This window comes from Burkholderia sp. 4NA327C6 (assembly GCF_005502655.1).
GTDB lineage: Bacteria > Pseudomonadota > Gammaproteobacteria > Burkholderiales > Burkholderiaceae > Burkholderia > Burkholderia contaminans.
The window spans coordinates 1-13,249 of the sequence record NZ_SCNZ01000060.1 but is presented as its reverse complement, the minus strand read 5'-3'; the positions used below and the strand labels follow the sequence as shown (position 1 = coordinate 13,249).

General features: G+C 61.4%; 10 protein-coding genes and 1 pseudogene. 9 read left to right on the top strand and 2 right to left on the bottom strand.

Annotated elements, in window-relative coordinates; all coding sequences use genetic code 11:
* Positions 1-397: 397 nt before the first annotated feature.
* On the bottom strand, positions 398-2,533 hold the full coding sequence (locus FFS49_RS36665; RefSeq protein WP_105816218.1) for a phage integrase family protein: 2,136 nt from the start codon (positions 2,531-2,533) through the stop codon (positions 398-400).
* 573 nt (positions 2,534-3,106) lie between these two features.
* Between FFS49_RS36665 and FFS49_RS36660 the strand changes: the two genes are divergently transcribed.
* From FFS49_RS36660 to FFS49_RS36635, 6 genes are all read left to right on the top strand, one after another.
* The gene (locus FFS49_RS36660; RefSeq protein ID WP_011875470.1) at positions 3,107-3,748 is read left to right on the top strand and encodes a hypothetical protein; all 642 of its coding nucleotides are present in this window, start codon (positions 3,107-3,109) and stop codon (positions 3,746-3,748) included.
* A complete protein-coding gene (locus FFS49_RS36655; protein ID WP_011875469.1) occupies positions 3,745-5,727 on the top strand; it encodes a hypothetical protein in 1,983 nt (660 codons plus the stop codon). The genes FFS49_RS36660 and FFS49_RS36655 overlap by 4 nt, the downstream gene beginning before the upstream one ends.
* Positions 5,728-5,731: 4 nt before the next feature.
* Positions 5,732-6,724 carry an ATP-binding protein gene (locus FFS49_RS36650; RefSeq protein ID WP_060092860.1) on the top strand — a complete coding sequence of 331 codons (993 nt, stop codon included), beginning with the start codon at positions 5,732-5,734 and terminating at the stop codon, positions 6,722-6,724.
* On the top strand, positions 6,721-8,103 hold the full coding sequence (locus FFS49_RS36645; protein ID WP_011875467.1) for a hypothetical protein: 1,383 nt from the start codon (positions 6,721-6,723) through the stop codon (positions 8,101-8,103). The genes FFS49_RS36650 and FFS49_RS36645 overlap by 4 nt, the downstream gene beginning before the upstream one ends.
* A gap of 49 nt (positions 8,104-8,152) precedes the next feature.
* The gene (locus FFS49_RS36640; protein WP_011875466.1) at positions 8,153-9,115 is read left to right on the top strand and encodes an IS5 family transposase; all 963 of its coding nucleotides are present in this window, start codon (positions 8,153-8,155) and stop codon (positions 9,113-9,115) included.
* 177 nt (positions 9,116-9,292) lie between these two features.
* Positions 9,293-10,491 (top strand): IS3 family transposase gene (locus FFS49_RS36635; protein WP_105816220.1). Its coding sequence is split into 2 segments (ribosomal slippage): positions 9,293-9,608 and positions 9,608-10,491, totalling 1,200 coding nucleotides; the frame shifts between segments, so codons are not numbered across the junction.
* A 36-nt stretch (positions 10,492-10,527) separates the two neighbouring features.
* Here FFS49_RS36635 and FFS49_RS36630 read toward each other — a convergent pair.
* A pseudogene (locus FFS49_RS36630) lies at positions 10,528-11,063 on the bottom strand (hypothetical protein); the annotation flags it as partial.
* Here FFS49_RS36630 and FFS49_RS42240 point away from each other — a divergent pair.
* The 3 genes from FFS49_RS42240 (at position 11,004) to FFS49_RS36620 (ending at position 12,549) form a co-directional block, all read left to right on the top strand.
* Entirely contained in the window at positions 11,004-11,291 is a 288-nt protein-coding gene (locus FFS49_RS42240) for a hypothetical protein (RefSeq protein WP_171026890.1), read from the top strand. The pseudogene FFS49_RS36630 and the gene FFS49_RS42240 overlap by 60 nt on opposite strands.
* Positions 11,292-11,441: 150 nt before the next feature.
* On the top strand, positions 11,442-11,885 hold the full coding sequence (locus FFS49_RS36625) for a hypothetical protein (RefSeq protein WP_011875463.1): 444 nt from the start codon (positions 11,442-11,444) through the stop codon (positions 11,883-11,885).
* Positions 11,886-12,141: 256 nt separating this feature from the next.
* Positions 12,142-12,549, top strand: a complete 408-nt coding sequence (locus FFS49_RS36620) for a hypothetical protein (protein ID WP_137910376.1) — start codon at positions 12,142-12,144, stop codon at positions 12,547-12,549.
* The last annotated feature ends 700 nt before the right edge of the window (positions 12,550-13,249 follow it).

Genomic DNA, 13,249 nt, shown 5'->3' with positions numbered 1-13,249 from the left:
GACGCGCCAGAGCAACATTGGCGATCGACCCCTATCGGCCGCCGCCGGAACCGCTTGTGCCCCGGCCTTATATACTGAGATTGCATTGGGCGCCCACAAATGGCGGGTGGTCGGCGAACGTCTCGAAGTCGCAACTGTCCGGGAGATCGAGAGCGGCCAGAGCGAATGGTCGGGGGGCATCTGCCACTTCGTAACGCTTGCCAAGTGATTTAGGACTTAATCTGGGAGAAGTTATTGGCCTGCGAGACCGCGTCGTCGTCGGATTTTCTACCGCGCCACACATGGTCACCCAACCGCGTGGCTGTCGGTACTTGGTCACCTTCGTTGGTTACGCAAGCGCCCTCGCCAGAAACTAGGCGCGTGTTCAAGCCACAGCCATGTCACGGTGCCAATGACCTTAGTCCCTCACCCGCCTGAGGAAGGTCTCGGCCTCCCGGTATTGGCGGCCAAGCTCCGCAGTCGCGTAGATCGATGTGGTGTCGAGCGAATCGTGACCGGCAAAATTCCGCGCACTCTCGAGACTCATCCCGTTTGCGAGTGCATGCGACACGAACGTGTGGCGCAGCCAGTGCGGGCTGGCGGCGCTGAAAGCCCGCGCGTGCGGTGAGTCCTCACGCAGCGCGGCCGCAGTCGCCATCGCAAAAAACTGCTTGATCGCCTTGTAGAGCTGCACCGGATGGATCGGCCCGGTTTGCCGCGCACGCGCCGCGAGCTCGCGCGCCGGATCGGTCTTGCTTGCCTTCGCCGCGCGCCGGATCCGGCCGATCTCGGCATTCGACAGCAGCGCTGGAATCAGCGGGGTGGCGGCAGGGCAGGCGAGGGGATCGCGCGGCAGCCCGCGCGATTCCAGATAGTCGCCCATCAGATCCAGCACCGCCGGCACCAGCGGCACAAAGCGCTCCTTCGCGCGCTTGCCAACCACGCGCAGCAACCGAATCGTGCCCAGCTCAGGGCCGGCGTAACGCTCCTGCACGTCGTCCGTGAAGGCCCCACACAACTCGGCACGTCGCAGCCCCGTGCTGTACGCAAAGCTCAGTACGAAGCGCATGCGTGTCGCCGCGGCCGTGTCCGGCATCGCGTCGAGGACGCGCATTGCGAAGCGCCACGCGTCGGAGGTCAAGCCGCGCTCGATCTGCAGACGCGATTTCGCGGCCACGCGCCGCTCGTTGCCGGCGGCGTCGTGTGTCGACCCAGTGAACACGCGCACCTTCGCGAACGCGTTGTGATCCAGATACTGCGCGTCGACCAGCTCGCCGAAGAATTTCTTCAGCGCGGACAGCGCGTCCTGCCGGCTCTTGACCGATAGCGGTCCGCGGAACGGCCGCCAGCCCAGATCGCCGCGATGCGCGGTGCCCGTCATGACCCATTGGCTGGCGGGCTGCGGATCGACCAGGAAGCCGTTGATGTAGTCGCGCGCATCGTCGGTGTCGAGGCTCGACAGCGCCTTGCGCTTCACGAAGATCGCCCAGAGCAGCAGCCGCTCGGCTTCGGTGCGGTAGCGCTGGCGCGTATGCGGGTTCTCGTAATCGGCGAGCCAGAAATCAATCGCCTCGCGGTCGTTGTTGGCGCGGCTGTTGTTCCTGACGAAATTGCGGTGCGTGCCATGCGAGCCGTCCAGCTCGGGCGGCAGCAAGAAGCGCTCGAGCGGCACGATCGCGGTGACGGGACCGGCCGCGGCCAGCGGCGGGCCCGCCAGCGTGCGCTCGGACGGGTGGATTTGCACGCCGGCGGCGAGCTGCAGGCCGGTGACGTCCCCGTAGTGCGCGAGCCACGCGGTGATGCGGCGCGCGCCGACTTCGCCCAGGCGCGGCACGCGTCGGTACCAGCGGTAGCCGAGCGCGTTGATCGACTCGACCAGCTTGCCGATCGTGGTGAGGCCGACGTCGGCGAGACGCAGCGCGACGGCGGTATCGAACCAGCCGAGCACGTGGTGCTCAGGGCGTGGATCCTCGACCACCAGACGCGCGAGCGCCTCGAGCGCCGCCATTTGTCGCGCGCGCAGGCGGGCGTTGCGCTGCTGCCGACGTAGGGTCGCGCCGGCGTCAGTGTTCGCGCCGGCGTGCCGGGCGGCGAACAGATCCAGCAGCTCTTTCTCGGTATAGAAGCCGTCCGGATCGTGCTCGGCGGCGAAGTCGTCCAGCGATGGCGTGGAATGCGCCGGCGCGTCGGCCGCTGGCGTCGCGGCGAGGGCGGCCGGACGAATCGCAAGCAGCCGGGCGGTCGCGAAGTCCTGGCGCTTGCGGGCCGCGGCGACGAAGGCCGTGACCAGCCAGGTGCGGGTGGAGGCCGCCTTGCGCGCGTCGCGACCGAATTCGAGGTACTGGTCGGCCAGTTCGGCGAGATCCAGTCCTTCCAGATAGCCGCGGAAGAAGGCGAGGTGCTGCAGGCCGATTCGACGCCCGGCGGCCGCTTCGCGGCGTGCTGCGCGCGAGCGCGACTTGCGGCGGGCAGCCGGCGTGGTCGCGCGGCGCGGCGCGGCCGGCAGCTCGCGGAACTCGACATCGAGCACGTCAGGATCGTCGGCGGTCGTCATGGGCGGATTCGAGAGCGAGTACGGAAAGCGTGTTGTTTGATACAGGTCGTGCGTCGCCGCCGCGCGCGCTTGCCTTGCACTTCGTCGGCGGTCGTCCGATGAAGTAAAAATTGTACCGGCTCGGCGGTAATGATCCGGTTGAGACGTGATCGGCCGGGGTCCCGGATACAAGATTTGCTTCTCAGGTTTCGGAAGGAAGAGTTGGAAATCCCGTCGCCCGGAAGGAAATGTTGGAAATCACACGTACTTGACGTGCTTGGCAGCACGCAATCCGTGGAACATCCTAAAATAGGACGGCATCGGCGTAACGGATTGTTTTGACTGGATATTCGTCAAATACGTCGCCGATGTTTCACGAACTCGAAGGATGATCCGTGTTTTTCAGCGGACAAAAGCCTCTTGGAAACGGACTTTCCAATCGCAAACCGCTCAGGACATCGAGTTGTATCATTTGATACGTATTTTGTAGTGGCATGGTTTTCTGCCAATGCTACTCCTGACCCTCGCGGTTTCTCCAATTTAAGTGCCGCCATTCTTGTACTAAAACGTGTGCATGCTTGCATGGAGGGGGCGATGCGTTCACCACGGTTCCGAAGAGCGGCGACCGATGCGCGGCCGTATGGCGCGCATCGATTCGACGTGTTCGGTCCCAAAGTTGGACGACGGCTGACGTTATTTGGCCGACGCGTGTTTCAGCTCTGGCTGCGGCTGGAATCCAACCCGCAAGTGGTTACCTATTGCGAGCGACCTTTGCTCGTGCCCGAAGCGAGAGGGACGCGGGCTGCGGACTTCTGGGTTTGCACGGACCAGGGCGAGCAGTTGCATCTGGTCTTGCGATCGTCCGAGGCGACGCTGGTCGAGCAGGGGATCAGTCTGTACCCAGCACTGGACGCGTGGAGTCAGGCGCACTCAATGACGGTGCGTACCATTCTCCCGGACGAACTCGACGATCCCGAGCCACTGTGCCAGAACAGACTCACGATGCTGAATTACCTGGCTGCTAACACGGTGCCGGCCCGGGACGAAATCTGCCGAGCCATCTTGATCGCGTGCATTCGTGGCCTGACGTTGGCCAAGCTGGAGCAACGGTTTGCATCGATTGATCCGGTACTGGTGCGCACCGCCGCGTTCGCGCTGCTCTTGAAGGGGGGGCTCGATTGCCCGACGATTGCTTCGCGACCGCTCGGTCCTGATAGCTGTCTGGAGACCAAATGAGAGCGATTGTCTTCGGGACGCTGCGCTTCGATCGTCGCTCCATTCCGGCTGAACTCGCTGATGTCAGCCAGTGGCCCTGTGCCGACGACAGCGCACTGGACGAGCCGGCCCGACTGCTATTTGCGCGTCGCGTACGGGCAATGACGCTGTTTGTCGACGGGACCACGGCTCTGCAGGCGATTGGTCGTGAGACCGGATTGCGGATCAACGATCTGTACCGACTGTTTGAGCGGTGTACCACTCCTCACGAAGACGGTCGCATTTACGGCTGCCGGGCGCTGCTTCCCTGGTTGCATACCCGGCCATACGAACGGCGTGCGCAAGTAACGACGTCCGGTACGGACGGCGCGAGCGGTGCTTTCGGTCAACTGCTGCTCCGATATCCGGAAATCGCGCACTGGATCGAGCGCAAGGTCGCCGCCCGTAGTCGGCGCGGGACCAAACTGGAAGAGGTCCACCGCCAGATCTGGCGTTTGCATGCAGGTTTTCTCGCACAGTGCCGACAGGCCGGCATACAGGCGCACGAATATCCGTTTAACCGGAAGCATCTCGGCGAGCGGTCTCTGGCAAACTACCTCCACAAGCTCGCAGGTCAGCAATTCGCATCGGCGGCCCGCGCCGCGGGCGCGGAGCAGATCGGCCACGCTTGGCAAGCTGATGTGGAGGAGGTGCGCAAGACAGCAACGTATCCTTATGAGGTTGTGGAATTCGACGGACACAAGCTTGACGTTCGGTTGACGCTGCGTATCGACGATCCATTTGGTTTCGAGACTCTGCTGGTCATGCACCGGATCTGGGTACTGGTGCTGCTTGATGTGGCTAGCCGCGCGGTCATCGGCTACGCGCTCGCGCCGGGGTGCGAATACAACCGGGATGACGTCGCGCAGGCACTGCAGGCGGCGTTGATGCCGCACGCTGCCCGTGAACCGAAAATCCCTGCACTCAGTGTCAGGCCCGGCGGAGGGTTTCCCTCTGAAATCATTCCCCAGACGGCATGGGCATGCTGGAGCACGCTTCGCTTCGATGCAGCCAGGGCGCATTTCGCCAAGGCGACGCTCGAGCGCCTCACGACAGTCGTCGGCTGTGCGACTGACAACGGGCCGCTTGGCCAGAAGAATGAGCGTGCGTTCATCGAGCGGTTCTTCGACCAACTGGCGTCGCATTTTGCGCACCGGTTGCCGGCGACCACCGGACGCGATCCCCGCTCGGTCGAACGGGCCCTCAGCGACGTCGGCGGCGACACGTCGCTGATGATGACGCTCGATGAGCTTGAGGACGTGATCGACGTCGTGCTTGCCAATTACAACGGCGAACCGCACACGGGCCTTGGCGGCCGATCACCGCTCGAGGCGATGCAGTTTCAGATCGCCAGACGCGAGGGCCTGTTGCGGACGGTTCCCGAAGCGCGTCGCAGCACGCTCTGTCTTCTGCAAGAGGCCCGGATCGTGACCATTCGCGGCAACGTCAGCCGGGGCGTGCGCCCGCACGTGAACTTTGAGTACGTGCGCTATGACAGCCGGCTGTTATCTGGCATGACCGGGTTGATTGGTCAGCAGATCCGAGTCTATTTCAACGTGAAGGATGTGCGTCATCTGCACGCTTTCTTCATGAACGGTGCTGAGCTTGGCGTGCTTACCGCGGCCCGTCCTTGGTGCTTCACACCGCATTCGCTGCGCGTCCGGCAGGAGATCTTCGCCCTGATGCGTCAGCGCAAACTCGCGTGGCGGGAGGGCGACGATCCGGTCGGCGCCTGGTTCGCCTGGAAAAAGGAGCAGGCCCGGAAGCATGCGCGCGAGGCGAACGATCTTGCGCGGATGCTCACCGACCGGGCGAAGGCGCACGCCCCGCAGCCGCCACAGCAGAGCACGGCCACGGTGGGAAAAGAGTCGCCGGCCGCACCGGACATTGTCAGGCCGCCGACACCGGCGCTCCCGAAAGGGGAGTCGACGCCATGGCTAACGAAGATCTTCACGTACTGAAGCTATGCTCGACACACTGAAACGCCCGGTCGACGTGTCTGAGCATCCACTGCTCAGCCAGTCCTATATCGTGCCGACGCCGGCGATCGCCGCGATGTATGCGCGCATTCGGCAGTGCCTTCGCCGGGGCGTGACCGGTGCGGTGATCTACGGTCATACCCGCTGGGGCAAAACCTATGCCGTCCGATACTGCGTGCGGCTCCTGCGGCACGAGCTGCCGCGTATCGTCGTGCTCCCGCTGGGCATGCCGCAGAATCCCTCGCGCTCGGAATCGCTGTTCTTCGGCATGTTGCTCGATGTTGCCCAGCACGCGCGACCAGACAGCGGCACTGCACTGCAGCGGCGCTTGCGGCTCTATCACAAACTCGCTGAACTCGTGGCGCGCGTTTCCGGCAACACGCTGGTCATCTTTGTCGACGAAGCGCAGCGTCTGGAGCTGGAGCACTATGAGTGGCTGCGAGACGTGCAGGACGAACTGGGCCGGCGCGGCATTCGCATGTTCGCGTTTCTCGTCGGTCAGCCCGGCATCCTAAACCGCCGGAGCGCATTCCGGCAGAACGTCGATACCTCGCAGATCGTCGCTCGTTTCATGATCGACGAGATGCGGTTTGCGGGCATGCAGCAGGCGGCGGATCTGAAGATGTCTCTCGCCGCGTACGACAGCTCCATCTTTCCGGAAGGTAGCGACTGGACCTACACGCGCTTTTTTCTGCAGCGCGCGTACGACACCGGTTTTCGGCTCGGCGCACAGCAGAAGGTTCTGTGGGAGGCGTTCGACGCAGCGCATCGAATCGCGAGGTTCGACTTTCCGATGGAAATCCCGATGGAGTATCTAGCTCGCTCCGTTGAGATTGCTCTGACCCGCAACATGGAACACGACTCGGTGCGGTTTGAACTGAGCCGCGCCTGCTGGGACGAGGCGGTCGAGGAATCCAGTTTCGTTGCCGCGCTTGAGGCGTTGCGGATCATCTTCGTCGATGAGGCGGGGCCGACGTGACACGGCGCTTCGATATCCTGCTGACAGGCAGTGCGCCTCCGGTCCATGATCCATGGTGCTGGCGAGACGACTGGCATGCTCCGGGAGAATCTGCATTCTCGCTGCTCGCGAAGTTTCAGCGGCTCAACGCGCTTTCCTGCTCAGCGCTCGCCGAATCGTTTGCCAGCTTGCAGGGCCGGCGCACACCGCCGCAGGATCTCGATCTTCGCGACGCGCGGCGCTTCGACCTGCCGCGCATGAGGGACATGCTGCGCCTGCGACTTGCGGATATCGCCGCGGCGTTCGTCATGCCTTCTGGCGCGATTCAGAGGATTTCGTCGCCGACGCTGCGATGGTGCGTGCAATGTGCGCAGCAGGGTGTCCATCTGGCTGTATTTCAGTACCGCCGCGTTGACCAGTGCCCTGTGCATCGCACACCGCTGGTCGAGCGCTGCGAACGGTGCGATAAACCGATTCCTTACCGGCTGCGGGCCGACTTATTCAGGGCGCCGTTTAACTGTCCGTCGTGCGGGAATGCATGGTGGGTGCCCGCCCAGGGGCTGGATGACATTCGTGTAGGTCAACCTTATCGACGGCGATTGGGAAAGCGTGCGAGGCATGTCCGGCTGACCGTTCAGGAGCCGACAGGATCGGAAGAAATCTGCTGCGCCACGGGCGGGCTACCCTCAACGTCGGACGAACTGCCCCCGGTTTCGGAATACCAGTTGCCACTGCAAGAGATGTCTTGGGTCAGGTTCGGCGCAGGCGGGCAGGCTGAGGCTGACGATCCATGGCCAGAAGAGGCGACGCAGGATAAGTTTCTCGGCGATCGCGACGCTCAGGAGCACGCGTGCTACAAGGCGGTGCGGCGACGGATCATGCGAATGTACGGTCGGAACCACCGGGCATGCATTAAGAGTGCTGCACGTCACTTGATATGGCCGCTTTGCGGAGGCACAACGACATCGTGTTGTCCGGTCGCCTTGGCCTACCTGCGATGGCGCTGCAAATGGGAAGGCGTAAGGATACCCCGCTCGCTTTTGCAACAGCCAGTGCATGGGCCGCTCGGTCTGACAGTCTGGCTGTCGCTTCACGCGCCGGTCGCACCACGAGCATGGAGCAGGGAGGCGGCTCACTGGCTGACGTTGCACGCTTTGGCGCAGGCCTGTATGGACAGCTTTTATGCGTATCTGGAGGAGGCACAGGGCGCGGGCGCGCGGCGTATGCTTTGGCTCCCGTTTCCGGTCCACGATTTTCTACGACGAGGGATTGTGATGCGCGGTGGCGCCTCGCCAGACGACCCACCGCAGCAGCTCTGCATCATGCCGTTCGACCCGAGATACGGCTATCGCTCACTGGCGTGGCAGCCTGGCACTGCTAAGGAAACTCTGCACAAGTAGCCGGCGGTTGTGCTTGCCATGAATCGTCGAGCCAGCGAGCATGTAACGCATGAAACAAACTGACCTTGGACTGAACTTGTCGACGAAGCGCACGCGCAAGCGCGAATTCCTGGACGAGATGAACCGTGTGGTGCCGTGGGCAGATCTGGTGATGCTGATCGCCCCGTACGCCCCGGAAGGCAAACGCGGCCGCCCGCCGTTCGCGCTCGAGGCGATGCTGCGTATTCACTTCCTTCAGCAATGGTTCGGTCTGTCGGACCCGGCGATGGAAGAAGCGCTCCACGACGTGCCGCTGTACCGAGAGTTTGCAGGGCTGGACAATTGGACGATGCGGTTGCCCGACGAGAGCACCATTCTGCGGTTTCGTCACTTGCTGGAGAAACACAAGCTGGCGGCGCAGATCCTCGCGGTGGTCAACGACATCCTGCGCGACAAAGGGTTGATGCTGCGTGCGGGCACGGTGGTGGACGCGACCTTGATCAGCGCCCCGAGTTCGACCAAGAACGCGTCGGGCGAACGCGACCCGGAGATGCACCAGAGCAAGAAAGGGAACCAGTGGTATTTCGGCATGAAAGCGCATATCGGCATCGATGCCGAAAGCGGCTTGGTGCACACGGTACGAGGCACATCCGGCAATATCAGCGACGTGCTCGAAGCCAACAGTCTGCTGCATGGCGAGGAAACCGACGCGTTTGGCGATGCGGGCTATCAGGGCGTGCACAAGCGCCCGGACACGCGCCCGGGTGTGAACTGGCATGTGGCGATGAAGCCCGGCAAACGTCGTATTCTGGACAAAAGCAAGCCGCTTGACGCGCTCATTGATCAAGTCGAGCGAATCAAGGCCGGCATTCGGGCCAAGGTCGAGCACCCGTTCCGAGTGATCAAACGGCAGTTCGGCTGCACCAAGGTCCGCTATCGAGGGCTGAGGAAGAACACCGTGCAACTCACGACCTTGTTCGCGCTGTCCAACCTGTGGATGGCGCGCGGCACGTTGCTGGATGCTAAGGCATGAGCGCATCCTTGGCGCGCGCCGATGCCATGCGCGGCCCGCGAAGCTGCTCGGCGCGTGCCCGCCAGCTTCGCTTCGAGCTGATTGATTGGCGACGTGGCGCATTCAGTTCCCAGTTAAACCACCAAGCACACTGGATTCCGGTTTGTGCAGAGCATCCCTAGTCATTACGTGGAACCCATCGAAATTCTGACCGAGCCGGAGCGTCGCCGGCGGCGCACGGCCCAGGAAAAAATCGCCATCGTGCAGGAAACGCTGGCACCGGGCGCATCGGTGTCAGCCGTAGCGCGGCGGCACGGCGTGAACCCGAACCAGGTGTTCGGCTGGCGCAAGCAATACCAGGAAGGCAGTCTGGCAGCGGTGCAAGCTGGCGAAACTGTAGTCCCTGCATCGGAGCTGGCCGCCGTCATCAAGGAAATCAAGGAACTGCAACGCCTGCTCGGGAAGAAGACGATGGAAGTCGAAATCCTGAAGGAAGCTGTCGAGTGGGGCCGCTCAAAAAACCTGATTGCGCGCTCGCCCTTGCTGCCGGGGGACGACCATTGAAAACGGTCTGCGAAGTTCTCGGCGTGGCGCGCTCCGGTGTGGCGGCGAAACGGACTCGCTCGTCCGATTGGCAAGACGGCCGCAGCACCAGACCGACTGACGACACGGAATTGGTCGAAGAAATCCAGGCCCACGTAGCGCACCTGCCGACTTACGGCTATCGGCGCATCTGGGCGCTGCTGCGTCGCAGCCGCGAGATGGTCGGCGCGCCGTGCATCAACCACAAACGCGTCTATCGCGTGATGCGCGAGCATCAGTTGCTGCTGCGCCGTCCCGGCGTGCGTCGAGATAAGCATCGGCACGACGGCCGCGTGGCCGTGGACCGGAGCAATACTCGCTGGTGCTCGGATGGCTTCGAGTTCCGGTGTGACGATGGCACGCCACTGCGCGTGACGTTCGCGCTGGACTGCTGCGACCGGGAAGCGATTAGCTGGGCAGCGACGACCGGCGGGCATAGCGGTGACGTGGTCCGCGACGTGATGCTGGCCGCCGTCGAGCAGCGCTTCGGCACCACACAAACGGCACAGCCTATTGAATGGCTGACGGACAACGGCTCGGCCTACATCGACCATCGCACGCGCCGCTTCGCACGAGAGTTGGGCCTGGAGCCGCTGACGACGCCCGTGCGCTCGCCGCAAAGCAATGGCATGGCCGAATCGTTCGTGAAGACCATGAAGCACAATTACGTCGCCTATATGGACAAGCCCGACGCGCCAACGGCGCTCTCGCGTCTGGCTGCTGCGTTTGAGCATTACAACGAGCGTCACCCGCACAAAGCTCTGAAATATCGCTCGCCTCGCGAGTTCAGGCGGACTGCGGCGTCATCAACCTAACGGTGTCCGAGTGTCCTGAGTTACAGGGGCAACTCCAGGGAGTTGCACGGTCGAGCGCTCGATCTCGTGATACGGTAATTGACTGAGCAAGTGATGGATGCAGTTCAGGCATGCGCGTTTCTTGTCGTATCGAAAACCATTATTGATAAGCTGAATCCCGATTCTGACCAGTATCCTCTCGAATTAATGCACTGATCGGAAGAATTCAGCATATTCGTCGCCAGTGCAGAATCCCAATGCACACCGACGCCCGCACGGTTGTATCAGCTTCGATCGGACAGCGCTCTCTCACAGTCCGTCGGCAAGTGTGCAGCATAGTGCTGGAAATGCCATTGCGTGCGCTCGCGATTATTGGACGCGGACACGGCAGCCACGCGGCAGACACGAGGATTCAATCGTTGCGTGATGCGCTTGATGGTGCCACCTTTTCCTGTCGAGTCGCGGCCCCCGAAAATGACGACGAGCCGATGTCCGGTATGCACGACCGAATCTTGTAGCTTGACGAGTTCGCCTTGCAGGCGAAACAGTGCACGAAAATAGCTTTTTCGCTGTTCGTGCTGTTTATCAGTAAACGTGAACGCCTTCATCGGCGGGGGCGCGCCACTCAGAACTCATCACATTTGGGGCGAGACGTCGAGCGAGGCATCGGTTACGAAGCGATAGCGACGATCGCAAGTTTCAAGCTGATATTTCCCACGAGCAAGGCAGCGACTTTCAACAGCTTCGCCGAGACGTTTCCGTGGAATGGCCACGGTGACAAGCGCGTATCGGCCACCGTCAACATCATCATCAGCCGGTGATTTACGCATAGGTGACTGGTTCGTCCGAATTCTTTCAAAAAGCGAAATACAATATCAACTGCGACCGTAGCATCCTTTCACGAGCGTACGTGATAACTTGTACGTGTTGCAAGGATTCGGTGCAAAACTGAATGGTTTCATGTTGATGCCATGAAAAGATTTATTTTTATATCTCTGATTTCGCTTGTCGCGCTTGGCGCCGGAATTTTACCGACATCAGTGTTCGCAGGCACGCTCGATGAGCAGTTCACCTGCAAATCCAATGCGCACACGTTCATTACCTCTCTTATCAACAGCCAGTTGATTGATCCTGCGCCGATTCGCGTCGAGGCAAACTCAGTCAACGCATTTCGTCCCGCGCACGGGAGGGATCTAGCTGTATACGGGCTACGCGTTCGCGCAGTGTTCGGATTTCAACCTGGCGACCCGACCTTCAGACCAGGGAGTGGTAAGTCTTCCTCGAGTTCCGTCTACGGCGCGATGGTGTTCGGTTCGAGCGAGGCTGTCGAAGCACAATTACGGCAGGCTGGCAGCCCTGCAGTTGTTCAGCAAGTCATACCAATGATGCTTTCGGCTATTGTTTGCGAGATATGACGCACGGACGATGCACGCAAAGTTAACTACCCAGCAATGACGAGGCAGTCGTGAACCATTTCGGAGCACCAACACGTGCGAGCCAAGCCGCTCGCTACCGTGGGCTCAACGCAGTGTTATCCCAAATTTGCTATGATCGCCATCAGCTCCGGTATTGCGGGGCCGTTTTGTATCGCCGCTGTCTTCTTGCATGTCCACACGCAAATCCAATCGGAAGTCCTCTCGCGCGCCGTCGCGCAAACCTCTCAACAAGACCATGCTGCTGCCCTTGTCGGCGCGAGCCGCGCGTGACCTATCACTTGCGAACCATCTCACTTTCGTCGCATGCAAGCAAGGAGCAGGAAATCCCTATCTTCTGAACGAATTGATACGGTTTGTTTATTTGACGTTCTATGTGCAAGAGGCTGGTTACGGCGATACGGCTTTGATCGTCTACTCCCGAGCGGAGGCGGCGCTCGAACGGTGTATGACGCGCGCGGAGCGCGATGGTGTCTGCCAACTTGATGCCGACGATAGCCCACACTTCGAGGCGGTCTTGTGCCAAGCAGATCGGCAGATCGAATGCGCGCCACTCCATTACCTCATCGAAGCGCGCGAGCGATTGGAGCGCTTCGCGCGTAGCTCACGCCAGTCCCCCCTCCCAAGCGCGTCAACGGTCCTGTGACTCGCCGACAAGACAGCTAAAATCATCTGGACTTTGCTTGTTCAGGACCGCAGTTCAGCCCGACTACATGCCTGCTGCCGCAGTTCCGTACGATTCTTGATGGCAACTTGCCACAATCTCCATGGACTTGACGGGCGAGCAGCCGCGCTCTTGAGATTCACGACGCATCGAATGCCACCTGACCTGCGCCGCCGATTGCATGACGCTGCTGACAAGCCATTGGCCGATCTCATCCAGGAGCGGAAACATTGTCTCAAACAATTTAGGTTCGCTCAGCAGTAGCCTGGCGAGGCGAACGGATGCTGACGTCGTTACTAGGCTCGCGCGCCTGACTTGGCGGCGCAACATGCGCATGTTGTTCACTACCGGCTTGGCGTTAGTTTCGCGAATGCTTATGACGTTCCAAAAGTGTGCGTCCAGCCCGGGGTTCAGTTCACATTTTGGTGGGAACCAGATTGCCGTCTATGAGCCGTCATGAACAGACGGTGCTGGGGCAACGCTTACGTGGAAACGAAAATGCACTGCTTCAAACGCCTGGGTGATCGCGTGGCTGCCCGCACGTTTGAACGCCAAGTGGTCGAGTTGCAGTGACCTGCCCCCATCAATAGGGCCAATGGGCTTCTAGCAAAGTCCCTTTAAACCAACTCCTGGAAAGCGGCAGGAGTATCCGCGGTTGCCCGATGTTTCGCCGCAAACTCTG